Here is a 23,051-nt window from a genome sequence, read left to right as displayed (position 1 = left end):
TTGCGATTTGTGACAGTTGAGTGCCGAAAGTGCCCGGTTTGAGGCTGGATTGTCACATACGTGACCGACCGTCACATGCTTGTTCCAGGTGGTGACCCTCGGTCCTAACGTTTACCCTTCGGCAAACGTTTTTCGTGTTGCTCGCAACCTTTGCAGTGACGAACAACGATCGGCAACGATGTTGTCGAAGTGCAACGAGATGAATTTCAACAGACAATATGCAAGCACTCACCCGCAAAGGCCCATCTCGGTCATCCGATTCAATGAATTTCTTTCGTTCAACTTATATAGATCACTAAACCCCTAAGTTATTCGAAATACTCACACTACCGGAGTCGGGCACTGAGCTTTAGGCTTTAAAAGCGACCTTGAGCGCAGAATAAAGCGGCAATACGCCCCAAATCCCAATATCCCGTCTGCGCGAGCCGCGCCGAACCGAGACCGGTTTCGCTTCGGCCCCGCAGGCCGACAAGTTACTAGATCTTAAGCATAGTTGCGAAGAAACTGTTACCTAGTTGCGCCGATCTATACCCTAGTTCATCTCATTTTCCACTCAGCGGGAACTGGCGCACAACTCGGGAACAGAATCCCCAAAACTCGAGAACAGGTTGAGCCAGGTGCGGCGTCCCATCCCGCTCAAGCTACCAACATGTTTTCCACGCCGGCAAGATAAAACTGCGCGCGAGTTGGACCGATCTGCGCTCAATCTTTACCAATTCAGCACAATTAGTAAAATTAATCACAAAATTGCGCACGCACCCGAGCCGCAGTTCCAATATCAGGTCTTGATTATAGTTGCACCGAACTACTCCCAATTCCGTCTCACGTCTTTAATCAACGGAAACTCACGGCCTATTCAGGAACATAATTAGTCCTGACAGACATCCGGTCTTTGTGAACCGTATAAAATGACGTCTCGACGTGTCTATACTTACAACCTGTGCCAAAACCCCAGCCATTTCTTCCTTTATAATTCTATATAAAATTCTTCTATTTTTAATCAAAATTTGACAGATTCGCTCGTCCTACTTAACATTATAATTATTCCAGCATTTCGGAAATCATAAAAAGCAGCAGAAGAAGGGGAGACCGTGCATGAACACAACTTTCAGTCATGTAAAGCCTTTGTACGAACAAGCCTATGAACTTGTGAAAAGGTTAATTATGCACGGTGATATTGCACCGGGCCAAACGATTGTCGTCGCACAGTTGGCAGAACAACTACAAATTAGCCGTACCCCGCTGCGCGAGGCATTTAGACAATTATTGAAGGATCAACTTGTGACCGTCGACCGCAACGGCACATTGAAAGTGATGAGTTTGAGCTTGTCCGATTTTGAGCAGCTATTTGACTGTCGCATGATCTTGGAAAAGGATTTTATTGCGGATGTACACATGTCACTTACCGACCTTGAGATTGATGAATGGAGAAATCGGTTGGCATCTGCACGTCAAACGGCGGGCAATGCAACAGATGAGAGCATGCAAACATTGCATTTTATGTATGCGCATTTTTTCACGGTGTGCAAAAACCAACGTCTCTCACAGCTCGTCCAATCTACGTATTCACCACTATCCATCTACGCGATTGGACCAAGTCAAAATGCGATACATACAATGTTAGAGGAGCACGAGCAATTGCTTACCGCCATGAAGTCTGGAGACATTTCAGAGATGCATGCGGTCATCGCTGAAATTAGTGCTGCAGAACGAGCGAGAGGTGCGGCTTATTTGGAAGCGCTAACAACGACTTAACAACTTCCGTAGTGCCAAAGCAGCCCCTCGAGCTGCTCGATTGTCTGCACATAATCATCGACAGCGACCCACTCATTCGGTTGGTGTGCTGTCTGACCTCGAATTGCACTCCAAATAATTATTGGGTACTTTGACTGAGCCCCATGAATTGAGATCCATCTGTATAACCCGTCATCCCTTTCGCCGGGCGCTGGAAATGTTCTAGCATAAACTGTGCGAAAGGGTGATCTTCAGCAGTCTGCATCGGAGGCAAGTCGTTTAAAACCGAAATATGTGCTTCCAATTCAGGAATTGTTTTATTGACCGAATCAATCCGATCTTGTACGGCACGGATTACATCTTCATGCTGCATCGACGGGACCGTGCGGATATCGAGCTGCAGTCGGCACAGATCAGGGACGACGTTCGTATTGCTACCCGCCGATAACACGTTCATGCTCATTGTTGGACCACCAAGCAGTGCATCCGGTTCATGGGACAATTGAAACTCAGAACGATTTAACTCATTCATAATTGCAACCATGTGCATCAACGCATTCACACCGCGATCAGGCCGCGATCCGTGAGCGGTGCGCCCCCTTGTCGTAAGTTCCAGCCACAGTGCCCCTTTATGTGTAATGATGACGTTTCCGCTCGTCGGCTCCGTAACGATCATCGCACTCACATCGTCGGTATAACCGCCTTCTGCAAGTTGCTTTGCACCAACGGCACCGACTTCTTCTCCGACAGAAGCAAAGCATTTCACATCAAACGGAAGCTTTTTCCCGGACTGTTTCAATCGGCACATCGTCGCTACGATCGCCATCAAGCCACTCTTCATATCACACGCACCCCGGGCATAGATCTTGCCGTCCTGCTCTTCAGCAGAAAACGGCGGGTAATCCCAAGGCTGTTCCCCTGGCGGGACCACATCCATATGGCCTGACAGACCGATTACCTCTGTTGAAGAGCCGTCGCCACGTAACGTCGCAATCACGTTTACCCTATCTTCCTCATACACCACTTCCTCGGTAGGAATTCCGTACGCTGCAAATATACTTCGTAGCTTGTCCGCAACGAGTCGTTCATTCCCAGGCGGGTTCGTCGTGTCCATTTGTAATATTTCTTTTAAATGTTCAATCGCCAACGTATCATTCAAGACCGATCAACACCTTTTCTAATTGTGTGCGAAAGTATTCTCTTTCTTCGTTCGTAAAGGGCTTTGGTCCTTTTGTACGCTGCCCACTTTTTCGCCGCATCGCCCCTTCATGACGTTGCATGAGCAAGCGATCCATGCTCTCTTTTGAAAAGAAAAATCCGGTATGGTGCATGACGATGCATTGCTTTTCAAGTCCAAGAGCCGCGAGCCCATAATCACCGGTCACAATTACATCACCTGGCGTACTAAGCTGGATGATCTTGTAATCAGCCGCATCTGCCCCTTGATCAACATAGACCGTTTCAACTCCTTCATCTTCTACAATCGAAAAATGCGCATAACTTTTGACGAGCACTACCTGAATGGCAAATCGCTGCGCCATTTCAATAATCTCTGTTTGTACAGGGCTTGCGTCAGCATCCACTAAAATCTTCAATCTATTCACCTCTTTACTACGTAAAAAACCCGTAACGGTCACTGACCTCACGGGCTTTTCTCCTTATTGTTTCGTCGCCTCAATAAATGCCGCAAATAAACGATTGGCATACACATCTTCAGATAAATTCTCCGGATGCCACTGAACATTCAAAACAAAACGGTGAGCGTCACTTTCAAACGCTTCAATGACGCCGTCTGATGACGTTGCACTCACACGAAAGCCTGGAGCCATCTCTCTAACCGCTTGATGATGATAGCTGTTTACCCGGTAACGGGTGCTCCCAGACAATTCAGCGAGCTTCGTGTTTTGTGCGACATCAATATAATGGGACGTGTGAAACCTCGGTGCTTTTTGTTGATGCTGCAGAAGCTCTTCATCTTTCTGCGCATATATATCTTGATACATATCGCCTCCAGCTGCAATGTTCACCACTTGACAGCCACGGCATATCGACAAAATCGGAAGGTCTCTCTTTAAGAATTCCTCAATAATCCGCATTTCAAACGTATCGCGGTCTGGGTGGATCGTTCCTAAATTCGGGTGCGGTTCTTCTCCGAACAACGTAGGTCAATGTCTCCGCCCCCCGTAACGAGCAAACCGTCGAGTTTGTCACTCATCAATGCTGCCGCCCCGTCGAGCGTAACATTCGGCAAAATGAACGGTACCCTCCATGATCGACAATACTACGAATGTTATCTTTAGAAATCATGTGGGTGCCGTCTTCCTTAATGCTTGAGGTAATGCCGATGATCGGCTTCTCCATACGATCCGTACTCCTTTTACACAGTTTGCTTCACTCGCTTAGCTTCTGCATCATGCTCGCCTTCTGTAATAATGTTCATTCGCTTAATCACGTCACTCATCTTACGGTATGCGTACATGTGCTTATAATCAATGTAGCGATTTGGCCATTGCAGACCTCGGTTGTTGAGCGCAGATTGCGGTAGCAATATTGGACGTTTATGTTCCATTGCATAATCCGCTTGTTGCAACACTTCGCTCTTATCACTCGCTTCAATAATGACATTTGCTGCTGCCATTCCGCTCATGAGTGCATAGCGCATCGGGAAATGCCAGCGTTGCACTTTGACTGAAGGAGGAAATTGGGAAATCACCAACTTTGTTCTCCAGCTTGCCTTGCAATGACTGGTGTTCACGAGGATGGAAGTGTGTTATTGGTGTGCCAAGAATGGCAATCGTTGGAATATCTTCATCAACGGTCGCTTGTTGAACGATCGAATCGATGCCTTTGGATAAACCTGAAATGATGACATACCCTTGTTTTCCGATCTCTTTGGACAACTGGTAAGCCGTTTCCTCTCCTTCTTTTGAAGGCTTACGGCTGCCAACGACGGTAACCAAATGCTCTTCCAGCAAGTCCGGATTGCCTCTCATGAAAAGAAATAACGGGGCATCTGATAGTGTATTCAACTGCGGTGGATAATGGACACCGCCTTTTTTCACAATGAGATCCTCTTCGCCTAACTGTTGAAAACCACCAACTACGGTAGAGTACGCTTTCTCTAACGCCTCTTGCTCAACGCCTAAATCCTCACTAATCTCTCGAATGTGTGGCGTGAGTTCCTCTGTCATTGGCCACTTGTCATACAAGCGCTCATACATCGGAACCGTTTTCTTATCTGATCCATTAAATATCGTTTGAATTGTGAAATAATTTATTGCTTCATACACGACTTCCGGCTCGTTTTTATGGAAGAGCGCAGTGATGAACATCATCTGATTCCCATCCATTCGCTTTCTGCGTTCCTCCAGATCGGTACGCATATATAAATTTCCACTCGGACTCGTCCGGACCGGCTTCACCTTGCCTGTATGCACAAGCTGATTCAGCCTTTGCGGGGTCACACCGAGATATGATGTTGCTTCACTAGCAAATAGTATTTCTTGTTCAATAACGGGCCGAAGAAACCTTGAATCCATCTCCTTCACGTTCATTTGCACTCATCCTTTTTTGTGTATTTGTTTTTCTATATTGTTATTCGGTCAAAGAGACGGATCATTCAGAAACCATTACATGTACCCTTGACTTTATAACATCTACACTCATCATATCACTATCCGTTTTTATTGTATATGTTATTTTCAAACTTTTTCGTTAAATTGATACCGCTTCCACTTGCTTCGAGTCGCAAAAATCGACATTTACCGCGGTTTTTAGCGTTATTTGTCGAATGATGTTTTTTATAATTAATCCATAATATGTTGAACGAAAGAATTTCTTCAAAAAGCAATGGTAAGCTTGGTAAGTGCAAACTGTGCTCAGCTACCCACAAGACATCGGCGCGGCTCGCTCCGAACCGAGTCAGATTTGGCTTCGGCCCGGTGGGGCCGACGTGTCGTTGGCACTTCATCCTGGAATCTACGCAGGAGTCTTGGGAAATCAGCTCTAAAGTCGGTGAAAAGCGCAAACTAGCGCGCAAAATGGCACCCAGCACCGCGCTCCCCCTTCCACCCAACAGTGCAAATCAAGAAAATGCTAAGTTCATTCCATATAGATCGTCAAGAATTTGGGAAAATCGACTTTTTTACCGTGATCTAGACCATTTTGGGTGTGATCTAGATCACCAATCTCCCAGAAATTACCAACACTAAACATCCATCCAAAGTAGATACAGGTGCAGCACCAAGGTGATGTTGCCCTTATACTCTTGAGTACATAGAAAACACGGTGGGCGTACTTTGACCACCGATGTTGACCTTGTGCTTTGGAGTACAAGCATTCACCAGCAGTGGAAAGCAACAATAGTGCATTTAGGAAAATATTTAGTTCATTCTATATATAATAAATAAGCGCACGCCCCAATCGGAGCATGCGCTGAGTATTTAATACGGATAATACGGCGGATAGTACGGTGGGTAAGGGGGTGGATATGGAGGGTAATACCAGGGCCTCCAAATGTATTGCCAGCAATTCCACCAACGATGAGTCCAGGAATAAATCCTCCACCAAAACCATACCCCGGGCGTGGTGGACGAGGTGGTCCATGATGATGGTGATGGTGGTGATGCCCTCCTCCACCGTGACCATGTCCATGCCCATGCCCGAACTGCCGTACATCCTCTTCTTCGTAGTTAAATTCTTGCCCTTCATATGGGTATTCAGTTTCAATATTCATTGCACGTAACACCCCTTTCTTTCAACTGATACATCAGCCTATGCGAGAAAAGGAATTCGGTGCATTGCTACGGGTGAAGACGTTTCATAAATCCAATTAAATCATCACTTTGCTCCGTATCATCCGCGACCTTATTGTATTGCTCGTGTGAGCAAACTAAACATTTATGCAGGAGTTGATACCCCTTTTTTGAGTGAGACTTTACATCAACGGGTTCCATCAAGCCATGACACGACGATGCTCTGTCCCCTGGTACAATATCAACGTGCTTTGAGTACAAGCAAAACGGGCAATGATTACGATAGCTGCCATTACTTAAAGGAACGACTTGTTCCCTACAATGTTCACAAACAAATTGCGTATTCTCATCTGAACGACTCACGTCTTTACCTCCAATAAACAACCTGAAGATCAGTGTAGCATAAATCACGTAATGAGATCTTTCTGATGATTTCGGTGCCGATTTTGCTAGTCCCGATATTGTTACGTGCAAACGTCCGTCTGTAAAAAGACCCCAACTGTGGTCATATTATGGAGGAAAACGACCATCACTCAAATTGACTATTTTTATATATGCCAATCCGTCCTGCAAATAGGGTCTTTTAAGGAGCCAACTGCCTCGTATATTTCTTATTGTGACAGTTGATGACGTTTATGTGAGCATTCGGATGAAGAAGAGTGAATTTCCCTTTATCAACTGTCACAAATATTAGTTTTTGTGACGATTCGAGCATCTCTATATACGCCTCGTGAGCTAGGATGGGTGGCGGATCGTACCTTAACGCCTTTGCGAGACCGGTAGCGTTTTCCTCCCTCCACAGCCGTATGCAAATACTGGAGCCATACTCATGAAACACGAGACCAGTCGTTTGAGAAGTGAAAACACAAAAAAAGACCCGGGCGATACCCGGATCTTCTCGATCATTTATGATGGGTCTGCTGTTGCTGCATTAAAGAGATCAACGACTTGCTGTACCGATGCGAAACCACCTTCTGGCTTACGCTCAACAACCATTTCATACGCTGCTTGGCGTTCTTCCTCATTTAGCGCTTCATACGCTTCCACATTCACACCAAGGTCCTCAGCGTGTTCGATCAACCATGCAAAATGTTCAGAGGTTGCATCTGATGGATTATCTAACTCATTAATTTCTCTAGGCTCAACATGGAAATAAAACGGTACGCTTACAATTTCCTCATCCACGTATAGCGTTGAGAACTCGATATAGTACTCTCCAGACTCTTCAGCCAAGTCCATCATGATGATTGCTTCAAACTCACCGTTTTCATCTGTTTCCATCGTCACCCCAACACCGACAATATCGCCATCTTCATCAACGACGGTCGGTGTGACATTGACCATCCATTCTGAATCATATGGGTCAATTTCGCCCGTCAATTCCATCTGTTCTTCAACGTAATCATAATCTCCGATTGAATCGATCGTCACTTCGATCTCAGGCATCGTTTCGCCGTCGTTGACGTCTTCTAGCATCGCGACCACTTCATCAACCGTACCCGTCGGATAATCATCATCTGCAAATGCTGCTGCATAAGCTTCTGCTCGGTACGGCAACACCATATTGGCATCAAACGCACCGGTAACTTCTCGTAAGTTATGGAGATTGGAGATAACCATCAGCTCAGCGTCTTCTTCATCCATCTCATTCAATTGCTCTAGTGCACTCTCAATGGCAATGCGTTCCACCATTGCTTGTAGCTGATCGATAATATCATCAGCATCAAAATCTAGCTCGCTCACCGCATCCACATACACTTGGCCTTCAACAATACCACCGACCACATACTCAAAATCATCACTTACCAATTCCAAGCGATTGAGTGCAGGCAAGATGTCGTCTTCATCCGCGCCTTGAATGGTTACAAGTGTCGTCTCAAGGTTCACGCTTGCGACGAAACGGTCGATATCCAGTACGGTCGACTCGCCATCATAACCGTCCATGTAGGAACTCACGTACTCAGAGAACACCTCTGACGACAGATCATCATGATCAAAGTCATACAAATCATTGAGGGCAGATAAGAAATCCGCTTCATCCTCATCAGCGTACGCTGCTTGTAGATCGCAATTGCCGCTTCAATCGTGCCTGGTTCTGGTTCTGGTTCTGGCTCAGGTTCTGGATCTGGCTCGTCCGCTTCGGCCACACCGGTAAATGTGAGCGTCGTTGGCGATTCCCCGTACCAGAACGAATACTCCATTCCTTCCTCTTGCTCGCTCGTCGTTACGCGAACCGTATAGCCGTCGTCAATAATGTCCACATCGAGCGTCTCTAAACCGTCAAACGTGAAGTTCATCGCATCCGCTTCCGTTTGCGCCACATCAAAATGAACATCAACCGTCGTATAGTTCACCGCTTCAATGCCGGTAATGTCGCTCTCTTCGGTATATTGATGAATGAGCGCACGGTCTAGGAATACGGCAAAAGCAGAACGGGTCACTGTCTCTCCTGGGCGGAATTCTCCGCTCTCTACATAACTAATCCCGTGTTGCGTCAGAATCTCAATGTTCTCACGGTGGGCGTCGTATGCGTCATCCAAGTCGACGAGGTTCGTATCTTCACCTGTGTTCTCAAGCCCAAACGCACGCACGAGCACAGACGCCATCTGCTCACGGCTAATGCCGTTGCCTGCGTCAAACATCGTGCCGTCGAAACGTCCGACCATAATGCCTTCTTCTTGCATGATCGTCGCCGCTTCTGCGTACACACTATTACTTGATAAATCATCAAACGGAACATCCGTAACATTGTCACGTTCAAACCCTAGCGCATCGACGAGCAAGTTCGCCGTTTGCCCACGGTTGATCGTTTCACCTGGGCGGAACGTGCCATCAGAATAACCACTAATGACTCCACGCTCTGCATTACGAAGAATTTCGGTGTAGCCAAACGTGCTCGGTGTGACGTCACTAAACACCGCACCTTCTTCTGCATCGGCTACCTGTGCTGGGGTAGTCACCGTAAACGCCGTCGCTGCCATTGCGGCAGTAACTGTTCCGGCTAAAAATTTACGATACGATTTTGGTTGATAACTCATCAAATCTCTCCCTTATTTTTTATTGATTGCTTACAGCTTCATTAAATACGTCAACAATGTCACTTGCCGTTTCATAACCTTCATCCGGTCGTTCATTCACGACAGTTTCATAGACCGATCGCTTTTGTTCATCGCTCAGTGCTTCATACGCCTCAGCGTTCACCTCAAGCTCTTCAGCATGTTCGATTAGCCAGGCAAAATAGTCCGCATTCGCCTCTTCAGCACTTCCCAAGTCGTTAATTAGACGGGGTTCAACGTGGAAGTAGAACGGGAACGACACCGTTTCATCAGCCAATCATTGTTTAAAATCACGGTAAACATGCCGGACTCTTCAATTCGCTCCATGTCAATCATGCCCACGAATTCGCCATCTTCGTGCATCGTCATGCCTGCTCCGCCATGAGGTTCATCCAACATCCCACCGTCTTCATCACCAAGTTCAGGAATGAACGACATCGGCCATTCAATATCCCACTCTGAAATCGTTCCAGAAAACGTTAGCTCTTCGAGGCGATAATCATATTCATCAACACTATCGATGGTAATTTCAATGTCTGGCATCGTGTCACCGGCATTGATGTCTTCGAGCATCGCAACAATGTCCTCGACAGTTCCCGTTGGATAATCATCATCCGCGAAAGCCTCTCTGTATTGCTCAGCTCGATACGGAAGAATGAGTTGCTTTTCAAATGCTCCGGTAAGTTCACTTAGCTCAAGAAGTCCGCGGGTCACTTCCCTCGGAATCATGTCTTCCTCTAAGTCATCCATGTCGTGCAATCCCTCGATGAGTAACTCAATATTCAAACGCTCTACCGTCTCTTGAATATGATCAATAATGTCTGGACTATCAAAATCTAGCGCCGTAATTTGCTCTACGTATCGATCAAGATCTTCAATGCCAGTGATTGGCGCATACTCAAAGTCAGACACTTGGCCGAGTCGGTTTAACGCCTGAAGTAAATCATCTTCATCTCCCGCTTCAATCATAACGAGTGTCGTGTCTAAGTTAACGCGGGAAACCCAGCTGTCAATGTCAGACACGCTCGACTCACCGTCATATGCATCCATATACGCCGTCACGTACTCAGCAAACACTTCGGCAGACAAATCATCATGATCAAACTCATAAATTTCGTTGAGCGCTCCCAGAAACTCCACGTCATCCTCATCAGCGTACGCCGCTTGTAGATCGGCAATTGCCGCTTCAATCGTGCCCGGTTCTGGTTCCGGCTCAGGTTCAGGATCTGGATCTGGCTCGTCCGCTTCGGCCACACCGGTAAATGTGAGCGTCGTTGGCGATTCCCCGTACCAGAACGAATACTCCGTTCCTTCTTCCTGTTCACTCGTCGTCACACGTACGGTATAACCGTCGTCAATAATGTCTACATCGAGCGTCTCTAACCCGTCAAACGTGAAGTTCATCGCATCCACTTCCGGTTGCGCCACGTCAAAGTGAACATCTACCGTCGTATTGTTAACCGCTTCAATGCCGGTAATGTCGCTCTCTTGTGTATATTGATGGATGAGTGCGCGGTCAAGGAATACGGCGAAAGCAGAACGGGTCACTGTCTCTCCTGGGCGGAATTCTCCACTCTCTACAGAACTAATCCCGTGTTGCGTCAGAATCTCAATGTTCTCACGGTGGGCGGAGTATGCGTCATCCAAGTCGACGAGGTTCGTATCTTCACCTGTGTTCTCAAGCCCAAACGCGCGCACGAGCACAGACGCCATTTGTTCACGGCTAATACCGTTGCCTGCGTCAAACATCGTGCCGTCGAAACGGCCGACCATAATGCCCTCTTCTTGCATGATTGTCGCTGCTTCTGCGTACACATGATCATCCGAAAGATCATCAAACGGCACGTCGCCTACATCGCCCCGGTCAAACCCTAGCGCATCGACGAGTAAGTTCGCGGTTTGCCCACGGTTGATCGTTTCACCTGGGCGGAATGTACCATCTGAGTAGCCACTAATGATGCCTCTCTCCGCATTGCGAAGAATTTCGGTGTAGCCAAACGTGCTCGGTGTGACGTCACTAAACACTGCACCTTCTTCTGCATCGGCTACCTGTGCTGGGGTAGTCACCGTAAAAGCCGTCGCCGCCATTGCGGCCGTAACTGTTCCGGCTAAAAACTTACGATAAGACCTTGGTTTGTAGCTCATGGAACCTCTCCTTTATCAATTATAAATTCAGACTATAGTTCTACTACCCTATGTATCTTGTTTTTACACACACATTTCAAATAATTTAAACTTATTTCAGAGATTACAGCTAATTAAAAAGACAACGTTAGTATTCAAAGGTGTATATTGATTTAATATTTTGCCGACAAAACCCACCCTGTCTCGGTAACTACTCGGAATTCTTGTACGCTGAGGTTTTTCATTCGGGATTACGTCCGTATAATTGTGTAAAAAGAAAGAGTCATATCATTCCCTTTTGACCAAACTGTTTTTGTCCAACCAAAAACAATCCGAAAAGAGGAAATGAAATGACTCAATTACAGTTTACCCTTGATATGGAAGATTTAATAGAGATGGTGATGAGTTCAAACATGGAAGCGGTGGTTCGATCTTCGATTGTGTTGATCTTAATCTAGTAAACCACTGGACTAGCATTTTAAAATCTAGTCATTATCATAAAAAAAGACCGGGCTAAGTGCCCGTCTTTCGCCATTACATTTATTAACGAGTTGCCGGAAGAACGAATGTTCCACCGCCGTAAAGGTCAGCAATAACGATCGTTACTTCTTCATCGCTGCTAGAGAAGATAATTTCTTCAATCATATCTGCAGTGATTGTTTCTACATTTGACTCAAGAGCTTCAAGGTTTGAAATCATCGTACCTTCAGCGTTTACAACGAGCTCTTCATCTTCTTTAACAGTAAGCTCAGTTACTTGTGGAGCACTGTTCTCAACAGTCACTTCGATTGAAGCTAGCACTGTTCTAAAGCCACCTTCAACTTGCTCAAGCGTAATCGTAGCTGTACCTACACCGTTAGCTTCTACAGCGTAGTCAGTAACGTTCTCACCGTTGTTGATGTCTACAACATCAAGGTTTGAAGACGTTACTTCAATGCTGCCAGGTAATGCGTCAAGCGCAGCGGCGACATCTGCTTGTGCAACTTGTACACCTTCATAAGAGCCATTTACTGACAACGTCTCAGTAACTACTTCTCCAGTTGGTGTATCTGCATCTTCAACGAATAGATCAAGAACTTCTTCATCCATGTCAAAGAAGTAGCTATCTACGCCATTGTCTTCATGCTCGATGATTTCAACCGTGACGGAACCAAGTTCAACATCATCATGAGTGAAGTCTACGGTGTACGTACCTGCTTCAAGACCACCTTCAGTTACTTCATTAAGGTTAACGATGATTTGGCCTTCGTCATTAATCGACTGATCAACTGTCACAGTTTCACCTTCAGCATCAGTGATCTCAACATCAACGCTCTCGTCACCTGTCCAAACACCACCGTACTGGTTCACTGCATTTACAGTAAGGTTTCCTACAATTCCATCAGCATTGCGAACGAAGCGATTCGTTTCACCAGCTTCTTTAATTGCAGAAAGTTCTTCCGCACCGATAACTTCAATATCCAATGTTACCGCTTCTTCAATACCGTCAAAAGAAACAGCAAGAGTTGTTGTTCCTTCATTAACAAGGTTTAAGCGCTCATTGTTGTAGTTCGCAACTGATGAAACGCTAGAACGAATGTCTTCTACTGTCAGTTCTTCAACAACTTCTTCGTCCAGCTCTTCACCGAATGCATTTACCGCTCCAACAGCTTTGACTTCTACCTCATCGTCATGGTTAATTGGCGCTTGGTTGTTCTCAAGCTGATCTTCCCCGATGAAAAGTGCAGCTTCTGTAACTTCTGTCGCTACGTTTGCATCAAAGATATTTACGTCTTGGCGCTCTGTACGAACTGTCGTTTCACCGTCAGTAATTTCAACAGCGTAAGAAATTGTGTCCTCATGGCTGAATTCGCTTGCATCGAACAATCCGTCTTCATTTAATTCGAAGTCGTTGTTGTTGAATACGTACTCCACCTCATACCCAGCTTCTTCAAGCTCAGCTGCAGAAAATGCATGTCCGTCAACAGTGAATTCAAGCGCTTGGCCTTCTTCGTTGCGGATCATTGTTGTTGTAGCTGCTGCTGCTTCAAGTGGTAGGATGAGTTCTGTAATTTCGAAATCAACGCTTGCTTCAGCGTCGCCAACTGTGATTTCAGCTGTGTATTCGCCTGGAAGGAATCCAGCAAATTCTGCTGAAATTGCTTCTTCTTCAATCGCTACGTCTGCTTCTTGAACTGTTTCGCCGTCAGCGTCAACGATTGCGACGTGCGCTTCTGCATCTTCAGCAGCACCTGTTACGTCAGCTGTAACTGTTGCAGTTGAGCCTTCAACGTTTGCTTCAGCATTTTCAATCGCCACTTCTTCAACTTCACCAGCTTCGCCGCTACCGATAAATGAAAGCGTCGTGCGCTCGCCGTCGAAGCTAAGCGTGTACGCTGTATCTTCAACTTGGTCACTCGTTGTAAGCGTAATCACATTGTCGTCTGTAGATTCAGCATCTAAGACGTCAAGGTCGTTGTTGAATGTAAAGAAATCAGCTGTGATGTCTTCTGCATTAACTTCGTGATCAAACGCCACTTCAACTGTGTTTTGGTCTAAAGCAGTAACACTTACAAGACCAGAATCTTGTGTGTGCACAACGTCGAACGTGCGCTCTAAGAATGTTGCCATTTGTCCACGTGTTACAGACGCTTGTGGATTAAAGTGGTTATCGCTCGTTGACGTGATGTTGTATTGAGCGAGAATTTCGATGTTTTCACGGTGTGCAGAGTATGCATCATCGATATCTTCAACAACTGCGTCAGAACCTTCAATCGGTTGAAGATCGAACGCACGAACGATCATCGATGCAACTTGCTCTCTAGACACATCAAGACCTGTGTCAAATTGCGTGTTGCCAAGACGTCCAGTCATAACACCCGCCTCTGTTACCGCTTTAACAACTGGCGCAAACGTATGCGTAGCTGAAACATCTGGGTAAAGATCTTCTTCTACTGTTTCAGGAACATCAAGATCGAGGGCACGCGCCATCATTGTTGCTGCTTGTCCACGAATAATGTTATCTGAAGGACGGAATGTGTTGTCTGAGCTATAGCCCGTGATAATGCCGCGCTCCGCTGCACGTTCAATATTTTCAAAATGTGTATCCGTTGGTGGAACATCAACAAATGTTTGCTCTTGAGCTTCTGCTACTTGCTGCGGTGTCGTTACTGCGAATGCAGATGCCGCCATTGCTGCAGTCATTGTACCTGCAATTACTTTGCGATAAGACTTCGGATTATAAGCCATTCATATTGCCTCCTAGCAAATTATCATACTGAGTTTTTAGGATTAGGACCCAAAGATCATTTTTGGAAGATACTAACATGAAATATTATATAAACTATGAATTTAGTATGTCAAATAATATTTTCATATATTTCCCATGTACTATTTTTCCTGTCATCACTGGATATTCTGAATATTGATCCTGAAAATATAGCTCTTTCATGGGTTTTATACCCTTTCAAGCTAATAATTTCTAGGATTAAAAGACCCAAAAATAGTTTTACAGGAAAACATTACTAGTATATCCCGTAAACTACCATATCACTCATCTCCCTTATCTTAAACCTACGTTTTGCTCATTTCTCGAATTCATGATTTTTTCTATAAAAATACTTCCATGGTCTGTTTTTTGTGTTTTTTTTCTATTATTTTCACTTCAATCTAACACGATGAACATATAGTTTATGAATTATTCAACTTATAAAGATTCTATATTACTAATTCAACACACAACTAAATCCCCACCACTTCTTGAAGTGAAACTGACGCTTCTGTATGTCTTTTGTTGTGGGTCATTAATACCTAAACCAAGCTATGCTCGACGATACATAAAAACAAGCGTTAGGACCTTTGCCGATCCTAACGCTTGTTTTTTCACACCGATTCAGTTGCTTCGAGTTGTTCCAGAGCTGTATTCACTTCTTGAATATCTTCTTCCAAAACAGTCTCCATCTGTTTATGCCTGTTGGATAATGTGCTCGTCGAAATGGAGAAGTGTTCAGCAATGGATTTCTTTGTGACCTTTTCACCTGCGATGTTTGTTTCAATCAAGTAAGTGAGTGCGGCTGCATAGCTTTCAGGCTTTTGAATGCGTGGATTTTCACGCTCAGTATACCGCTGCCACAACAACTCTCCACTTCTTTATACTCAGGCTTTCCATGGGCTTCAATGTAGTTATTGTACCCGTTCGCCACGACTTGTTGTTCTTTTGAATCATAACGCTCAGTGCGTGTTTCACTCGTTTGCTCTTCTTTTTTTCCGTATAAACTAAGCATGAGCACATGCATGAAATGGTCATCCATAAACGTCTCAGATCGACCACTCGCTTCAAAAGCTTCAATGATTAGTTGTTCTCGATCCTTTGCAACCGTTCCGAGGAGGTGCAAAGGAGCGGCAAGTGATTGGTAACTGTCGCCTGCTGGCAATAATACCGCCAGCAAAATTTCACCACGTTCCGGTGCACGATCTTCCGAACGCTCCTCAGGGTTTAAGATAAGCTGCCTTCTCTCATTAGAAAACAGGTCTTCCACAAAGATAAGGTCCTTTGACTCGGCTTCTAGCACACGATAGACCGAAGGACCGACGGATGGCCAGCGTTTGAAACTTTCCTCAACAGAAGGTCTCCAAATACTTTTTTGTTTATGTTTAACAAAACGCTCCATCATCGTATGGCCCTCAAACGGATGTTTCGTGATCACCCATAGTCCCGCAAAAAAGTAGGCAAAATCTCGACCTTGCCGATCGAGTTTGTCGAGGTCATACACACTCCGAATCACTCGATCAATTCTCTTCGCATCTTTTTTCATCGTTTGTTGCAAAAACTCCTCTTGCAACGTCTTTAAATTTTCATTAACCGTTTGCGCAATCGGCATCGCCGGTTCTTTTCCGTGGCATTTCTTGTATTTTTTCCCGCTTCCACACGGGCAAGGTTCATTTCTTCCTACATGTTCGATGATCATCCGCTCCTTATACATATAAAACGCTTGGCTCACCACCAAGCGAATGTCATGCTATAAGACTACGATAATCCATTCCTTGCAAAATGACAATCTCCCTAGCAAGCATAGTGCCAATACAACAACAAAAACCGCCCAACAATTTATCATTTAAAGCGTTATCATAGGCATTGACCGTGCCGCTCTCCCAGTATTTGCCGTGTAGGGTGAGGGGTTCGTTTCTTGGCTAAGAAACTGCGCCCTAGTTCCTTCTATCTGAGCCCAAGCTGGTCCAATGGTTCCACAGAACGGAAACTTTTCCCCAACTGGAGTACAGAATGCCTAAACTAGGTAACAGAATCAGGTTCTCGCATCCCGCCAAGCATCGCAGTTGAAGAACCGACATGTCATCTGAAGTAAGAATGTGGCTAATTTGCGCTCTAGTTTTACAAAATCAATGCAAATATCGTTAAAACGAGCAAACTGGAGCGCAGCTTGGCGCCCCCTCTCCGCCGAGCATCGAGCCGCGCCGACAGCAAGTTGGGTCTGGATTCGCTTCACCTTCCACTCACGCCAAAACCCAACATCCATAATAGATGTTGGTTTTGGTTGGTTTTCATTTAGCCAGGGGGGGCGCTATTTTAGAAGGAGAATGGTGTGCGTACATCTCCGTGTCCCGGGCGTGGGACCGGAAGGATGACGGACGCTTCTCCAACGGCTTGGATACGTTGCGTCACTTGATCGGTTTGGCCATACTCATCGGTAATGCCGAGCGTTACCGTGTACGTGCCAGAACGGTGGTACGTATGGTACACCGATTCTCCGGAAGCGCGCGTGCCGTCGCCGAATGACCATGAGTAATCAACAATTTCGCCATCCGCTTCAGACGAGCTCGCATCTAATACAAAGCTCTTGCCAGAATCAATCGATGCCGGCATGTCGATGACCGCTCTTGGCTCACTTGGTGCTGGCTCATCATCACTAGGCGTGTTGATGTACAGCTTGCCATCCGCCGTTTCGCGGACTTCATTGCCGAATTCATCTGTCGCACGAATTTCAATTTGTGCGCCTTCAGCAACAGCGTTTGAGATCGCCGTCCAGTAACCGACGTAATGACCGTCAGACGTCTCTCTCATCGGCAACTCAACGACATTGCTCGGGTCATTGATGAGTGGCATGCGAATCGAGAAGTACGCGTCCAGTCCAGACACTGAATCGAAAGAAATCGTTACCGTTTCTCCTGCATCAAGGTGACGGTCTTCACTAGGTTGAACATTTTCAATCGTTGGCGCTTCAAAACCTGCACGGATCGTTACACTCTCCGTTGTCGTGTTTCCTGCAAGGTCTGTCGCTTCGACGACAATTTCATTTTCACCAAGGTCAAGGAGCACACGGTGCTAAAGTTACCGTCTTCGTCCACTTCAACTACAGTACCATTTACGGTGAGCTCATCAAGATTCTCTTCTTCGACTGAGCCCGTTACGGTGACGGTTTCACGGTTCGTGATGTCACCGTCTTCTGGTGATTCAATCGTTACGTTCGGTGCAACAGTATCTTGAATGACCGTTACAGGTGCTGACGGGTCACTCAGACCATCTTCAACTTCTGCACGGGCAACAAGTTCGTTCTCCCCTTCATTAAGAGGTACTTCAACACTGAATGATCCCGCATCCGCTTCTGTTACCGCAGCTTCTTCTTCATTGTTATAAATGATCACTTCTGCGTCTGCATTTTCATTCAACGTACCTTCAACTAAAATCGTATCTTCGTTCGTATACGTCATATCTTCAGGCGTTTCAATGACTGGTGCTTCGAGTTCATAAGAAACGTCTGCACGGATCATAAAGTTTCCGTAAGCAAGTTCTTGCTGGAAGCTTCCACCGACGTACAAGTACGATCTTTCAGCTTGAGCATCACCTGTTGCCATGTCCGTACCAATCGCTGGTGAAAAGTCACCGATTTCTGTCTGAATGGAAGTGATGAAGAAATCACGATCGGTTACAATGCCATGTTCTGAAAGGTCGATATAGTTCCATGCATCCCGTTCGACGTCCACGACAAATGGTTCAACGAGTCGGTCTGTCGGGTTGCCGTTTCCGTCGGTATCATAGACGGCAAACTGCGTTTCTGTACCGCCTGGTACTGGGAAGTCATCTCCCCACACATACACGTTCACCCCGTTGACAATGGCAGCTTCCGCTGGTGTAAATTGAACGGCCATCCCGTTGTTCGCGGCATTCAATACGAGTGCATTTTCTGGGTTTCCATTGTCATAAGCGATTTCATCATCGAAGCCGATGAATGGGCGCAATTCAACCGATACTTCGGTCACTTCGCCACCAACGACTTCAATACCACTCACTTGCGTGCTGTGATAGCTCGGTGCAGAAACAGCCAGTGTGTAGCTTCCTTCAAGCACATCTTCAATGAGGAATGTACCGTCTTCATCGGTCACACCGTCAACGATAGAAGGATCTTCTAGCACACGTACGGTTGCATCTTCAATTGGCTCATCGTTACGTTCATTGACGACCGTACCGCTAATTTCTCCGGTAGGAATTTCATTGAGCATGAAATTCGCTGTCGTTCTTTCACCTGACGTAATGGTGACTTCTTGTTCTTCTGCATAGAATCCATACGCTTCAGCAACCGCAGTGAATGTACCTTCGCTATGGTTTAAACTGTACGCGCCTGTTGCAGGATTCGTGCTCGTCGAACGGTTTGTTTCTAGAATCGTTACGTCCGCATCAACCGGGAGACCGGTGACGGTTGGACGCTGGGCGTTCGTTTCTTCACGAACGTCAGATTCTTCATAGTCAGACGTTCCATCTGGTGCTGGAATGCTCGTGACCGCATCGAGATCACGTTCAACGCGTTCCACATCTGGACGCTCGATGCTACGTCTTCGTTTTCAGCAACATGATCGACCGATTCACTTGTTCCAACGACGGTTACATCGTCGATGTACCAGCCAGCATACGTAATGATGCTGTCAGAATCAAAAGCGAAGCGGAGTTGAATCGATTCACCTAAATAATCATTTAGCGAAATTTCAGCTTGTGCCCATTCTTGGTCACGACCCGTGAACTCTGCAATTTCATCCCACGTATCGCCACCATCTGAAGACACTTGAACCAAGCCGTAATCCCAGTTGTTTTCGATATCTTGCCAGTAGTTGAAGTGCAACTCCGCTAACTCAACGTCTGACAAGTCTAAAACCGGGCTGCCGATATAGCTGTCTTCCGCATTGTTGTAGTTCCCTGACAGGCTTGTGGCCCACACATTGTCGCCAGTGAGTGCCCCGTTCGGGCCTGAGGTTGGCTCTCCCCATTCCCATGAGCTGTTCGTTCCACCACTTTCAAATTCACCGTCATCATCTTGGAAGTTGCTATGGTAGAATACCGAAATGTTCGGTGCGATGGCTGTCGCTTCATTGGATGTTTCACTTTCGTTGCCATCATAATCGTTCGCTGTTACGGCGTACGTATATTCCGTACCGCCTTCAACGTCCATGTCTTGGAATGTTGTGGACGTCGCGTTGCCAATTTCATCAAACCCGTCACCAACTGAACGGTATACCGAGTAGTTGTTCAAATCAAGATCTTCATCCGCCGGTGCGTCCCAGCTAAGCTGAAGTCCTGCCGTGCTAGATTGCACGTCTAAGTTTTCCGGTGCGTTCGGTGCGGTTGTATCTTCACCCATAAGGTTCACATTGTCCAAGTACCAGCCTTCAGCTGTCGTTGAGCTATTTGACTCTAGGACGAAGGAAACGAGTACCGGTTCGCTTGAACCTGCATATTCATCTAAATCGACATAGAGTGAGTCCCAACCATCACTTGTGCCTGTGAACTCTTGTACGATGTCCCAACTGTCACCATAATCATCGGATACGAGCACATTCGCATAGTCAACACCACCAACGACGTCATACCAATGGTTCGTACGAAGGGAAGCGGTATCACTGTCGCGAAGGTCTAGTGGCACGCTATACAATACGTGTGTATCGTCAGAATAATTGCCAGAAAGGTTTGTACCGACGAGGTTGTCACCACTCACAGGCTCAGGACCTGATTCAGGTTCACCCCACGCCCAGTCGCCTTCAAATGTCCAGCCGACAGGCTCAGAACTGAAGTCCTCGCTATATTCGCCTGGCACGACACCAAAGTCGACATCCACATTGTACGTGTCGGTTTGCGCGACATTTCGACCGTAGTCACGTGCTTGAATGTAGTATTCAAACCCATCTTCATCGATGAGATTCGCTGGAAGAAGCGCACGATACGTTCCTTCTTCATGGTCCCCTGCGACTTGCTCCATCGAGAACACATAATAGTGGTTAATGTTGTCGTTTGTCATCCACACTTCTGCATCAATGACTGACACATCGTCACTAATCGTCGCTGTTACCGGTACGTCATACCCAGCAAAAACGGAATCGACTGGCGAGTGCTCGATTTCCGGTGGAAGATCGTCACTGCCTTCTTGTAATACTTGACCTTCTAACGTTCCAAGGTCTCCTGAAATTGAGGCGACGGCTTCGTATGCGTTCAACATCCCAAGTCCGTACGCATCATTTGGAACGGTTGTGTATTGGCTGTCGGTTAATGGCTCAGCCGTCTCGTCTAAGATGTCATACACTTCGTTTGGCGACAGTCCACTGTCTACAGATAGCAGCAATGCGGCTGCCCCTGCGATATGTGGTGCGGCCATCGACGTTCCGTTCCATCCCGCTTCATAACCACCAGGCACAGATGAGCGAATGTTCACGCCTGGCGCGGAGATGTTTGGCTTCAGATCGTCTTCGTATTGTGAAGGCCCGCGGCTTGAGAAGCTTGCGACCGCATCGTTAATATCTACCGCTGCAACGGCATAGCTTTCTGGATAGTTCGCCGGCGGCGTTACCGTCTCCGATCCAGGACCTGAGTTCCCCGCAGAGAAGACGCCAACAATCCCGGAGTCTTGCCATGCTTGAACCATCGGTCGGTACCAATCATCCACGCCTGGTTGCCCGCCCCAAGAGTTGTTCACAATGTCCGGTGCTAAGCTAGGATCATCTTCAGGTGCTAACATGTATTGCCCAGAGGCAAGCAGGTCAGATTCTGTACCCCCAAGTGCCGAGAATGCACGGGCTGAGATCCATTCGGTATCCGGTGCAACCCCAATCTTGTTATCGCCGTCAGGGTCTTGTCCTAGAATCGTTCCCATGACGTGTGTACCATGAGGCTGAGAAGCTAAGTCATAAGGCATATCTTGCCCTTCAACGGCATCAAACCAGTTGCCGTATGAGTCGGAATTTTCTGGATCATCAGGATTGTAACCACGCCAATTTTGTTGTAGCGCTTCGTGCGTCCAGTCTGTGCCCGAGTCAATAATCCCGACCGTTACCCCTTCGCCCGTAATGCCAAGATCATCCCATACATCGGGAGCGTTCACACGGTCGATGTTCCACTCGACACTGTCATCAGCCAATTCCATATTCTCTGGCGACATTTCCGGCAGATCGAGTTCAATAAATTCATCCATCTTGATGCGGCTAATTTCCGGACGGAAGGATAGCGCCCGTGCTGTATCACGGTCCACCTCTGCCGCAATGACGTTCATAATATAAAGACTCTCATACTCGAGCACTTTGCCATCCGCTTCTGCTTGCTCCAACATCGCAAGCGGTGTCGCTTGCGTGTCGATGGCCGTACTGCGAAGTTCATTGTATACACTGTTACTCATCGCGCGACGCTGTTGGTGCGGCGTGGCGTCACTGCCGACCGTTTGCAACCCTTGCTGGGCAGCTGCCGACGTATCGACTTGATCAGACATCTCGATGAGTACAGAAACATGGTCATTGTTCCGGAATGCCTGTGCGACCTCATCATCAATTTTCTCGTTCGCTCTTTCCGCATTCTCACGCTGCAAGTCCGTCACATTCGAACGCTCAGAAGCTTGAGCCGTACCCGACCCAAACACTCCAGCGTACGGAGACATCACAAGAGCACCGATCATCATGACAGCGACATTCCGACGATACGTTACCTTTTTTCCCATCTGTTTCCTCCTTAAAATTTTTCTCGGTCTTTCAACCCCTATGTACAAGGGAACAGAACCGAACGTCACCTCCTCGTGAGCAGTATGTTCCAGAGCCTTAAGTCTGTGGTGTCCTATCATATTACTAGATTTAATATTTAAAAAAATGAGAATAAACCACTTTCCTATTTTTCCAGTCTTAGGTCGAACGTTGTATCTAACCTAGCCAAAATCGTCGAACATACATCTGGATCTAGGCATAACGATAGAGCCTCCCGCCCGCCCATTGTCATGACAAAACCTGTCGATTCCGAAAGAAACCATCCCAGTTCTTGTCGATTCGTGTAGAACAATGCCGAATTCCCGTTCTTTGACATCATTTGGCATAAAGTGCGGTCGGGGTTTATGATTTGTGGATGCAGCATCCAGTATTTTTTGGGTGG

16 protein-coding genes and 3 pseudogenes are annotated in these 23,051 nt (G+C 46.6%); 1 reads left to right on the top strand and 18 read right to left on the bottom strand.

The genetic code is table 11. The features are described from left to right. Positions 1–1,095 precede the first annotated feature (1,095 nt). On the top strand, positions 1,096–1,755 hold the full coding sequence (locus tag JCM19037_RS22195; protein WP_052363595.1) for a GntR family transcriptional regulator: 660 nt from the start codon (positions 1,096–1,098) through the stop codon (positions 1,753–1,755). A 118-nt stretch (positions 1,756–1,873) separates the two neighbouring features. Here the strand turns inward: JCM19037_RS22195 and JCM19037_RS06020 are convergent, their stop codons facing one another. The 18 genes and pseudogenes from JCM19037_RS06020 to JCM19037_RS22185 all read right to left on the bottom strand — a co-directional run bounded on the left by JCM19037_RS06020 (position 1,874) and on the right by JCM19037_RS22185 (position 22,629). After that, positions 1,874–2,893, bottom strand: coding sequence for a M20 family metallopeptidase (locus JCM19037_RS06020; RefSeq protein WP_052363594.1), 1,020 nt, complete (start codon positions 2,891–2,893; stop codon positions 1,874–1,876). Continuing rightward, on the bottom strand, positions 2,886–3,338 hold the full coding sequence (locus JCM19037_RS06015; RefSeq protein ID WP_373900462.1) for a YaiI/YqxD family protein: 453 nt from the start codon (positions 3,336–3,338) through the stop codon (positions 2,886–2,888). Before JCM19037_RS06015 ends, JCM19037_RS06020 begins: the two co-directional genes overlap by 8 nt. 54 nt (positions 3,339–3,392) lie before the next feature. Further along, complete coding sequence (locus JCM19037_RS06010) at positions 3,393–3,893, bottom strand: gamma-glutamyl-gamma-aminobutyrate hydrolase family protein (RefSeq protein WP_238544568.1); 501 nt, start codon at positions 3,891–3,893, stop codon at positions 3,393–3,395. Positions 3,894–3,948: 55 nt separating this feature from the next. Next, complete coding sequence (locus JCM19037_RS26820) at positions 3,949–4,095, bottom strand: hypothetical protein (protein WP_238544567.1); 147 nt, start codon at positions 4,093–4,095, stop codon at positions 3,949–3,951. A gap of 16 nt (positions 4,096–4,111) precedes the next feature. Further along, positions 4,112–4,727: pseudogene (locus JCM19037_RS26815) on the bottom strand (DNA-processing protein DprA). Between the two features lie 680 nt (positions 4,728–5,407). Then, a complete protein-coding gene (locus tag JCM19037_RS05995; protein ID WP_042398916.1) occupies positions 5,408–5,788 on the bottom strand; it encodes a hypothetical protein in 381 nt (126 codons plus the stop codon). Positions 5,789–6,121: 333 nt separating this feature from the next. Then, positions 6,122–6,469 carry a hypothetical protein gene (locus JCM19037_RS25570; RefSeq protein ID WP_042398910.1) on the bottom strand — a complete coding sequence of 116 codons (348 nt, stop codon included), beginning with the start codon at positions 6,467–6,469 and terminating at the stop codon, positions 6,122–6,124. Between the two features lie 67 nt (positions 6,470–6,536). Then, positions 6,537–6,851 carry an RNHCP domain-containing protein gene (locus tag JCM19037_RS24025; RefSeq protein WP_202963220.1) on the bottom strand — a complete coding sequence of 105 codons (315 nt, stop codon included), beginning with the start codon at positions 6,849–6,851 and terminating at the stop codon, positions 6,537–6,539. 543 nt (positions 6,852–7,394) lie between these two features. Next, entirely contained in the window at positions 7,395–8,432 is a 1,038-nt protein-coding gene (locus JCM19037_RS05985) for a hypothetical protein (RefSeq protein ID WP_042398907.1), read from the bottom strand. 8 nt (positions 8,433–8,440) lie between these two features. After that, positions 8,441–9,526 (bottom strand): S-layer homology domain-containing protein, encoded by a 1,086-nt coding sequence (locus JCM19037_RS05980; protein ID WP_042398904.1) that lies wholly within the window; start codon positions 9,524–9,526, stop codon positions 8,441–8,443. A gap of 19 nt (positions 9,527–9,545) precedes the next feature. Further along, a complete protein-coding gene (locus tag JCM19037_RS05975) occupies positions 9,546–9,806 on the bottom strand; it encodes a hypothetical protein (protein WP_152548964.1) in 261 nt (86 codons plus the stop codon). Continuing rightward, a complete protein-coding gene (locus JCM19037_RS05970) occupies positions 9,767–11,689 on the bottom strand; it encodes an S-layer homology domain-containing protein (RefSeq protein WP_042398899.1) in 1,923 nt (640 codons plus the stop codon). The genes JCM19037_RS05975 and JCM19037_RS05970 overlap by 40 nt, the downstream gene beginning before the upstream one ends. Before the next feature lie 522 nt (positions 11,690–12,211). Further along, positions 12,212–14,896, bottom strand: coding sequence for an S-layer homology domain-containing protein (locus JCM19037_RS05965; RefSeq protein WP_042398896.1), 2,685 nt, complete (start codon positions 14,894–14,896; stop codon positions 12,212–12,214). A gap of 633 nt (positions 14,897–15,529) precedes the next feature. After that, the gene (locus JCM19037_RS25565) at positions 15,530–15,706 is read right to left on the bottom strand and encodes a hypothetical protein (RefSeq protein WP_193744672.1); all 177 of its coding nucleotides are present in this window, start codon (positions 15,704–15,706) and stop codon (positions 15,530–15,532) included. Further along, positions 15,703–16,614, bottom strand: coding sequence for a YecA family protein (locus JCM19037_RS05960; RefSeq protein WP_042398894.1), 912 nt, complete (start codon positions 16,612–16,614; stop codon positions 15,703–15,705). Before JCM19037_RS05960 ends, JCM19037_RS25565 begins: the two co-directional genes overlap by 4 nt. Before the next feature lie 620 nt (positions 16,615–17,234). Beyond that, positions 17,235–18,626: pseudogene (locus JCM19037_RS29910) on the bottom strand (hypothetical protein); the annotation flags it as partial. Between the two features lie 284 nt (positions 18,627–18,910). Next, a pseudogene (locus JCM19037_RS29905) lies at positions 18,911–19,162 on the bottom strand (carboxypeptidase-like regulatory domain-containing protein); the annotation flags it as partial. A gap of 164 nt (positions 19,163–19,326) precedes the next feature. After that, the gene (locus tag JCM19037_RS22185) at positions 19,327–22,629 is read right to left on the bottom strand and encodes a S8 family serine peptidase (protein ID WP_052363592.1); all 3,303 of its coding nucleotides are present in this window, start codon (positions 22,627–22,629) and stop codon (positions 19,327–19,329) included. Positions 22,630–23,051: the final 422 nt, after the last annotated feature.

This window comes from Geomicrobium sp. JCM 19037 (genome assembly GCF_000698105.1).
GTDB lineage: Bacteria > Bacillota > Bacilli > Bacillales > Marinococcaceae > Geomicrobium_A.
The sequence above is the reverse complement of the archived record's forward strand: the minus strand, read 5'-3'. Positions and strand labels throughout refer to the sequence as shown.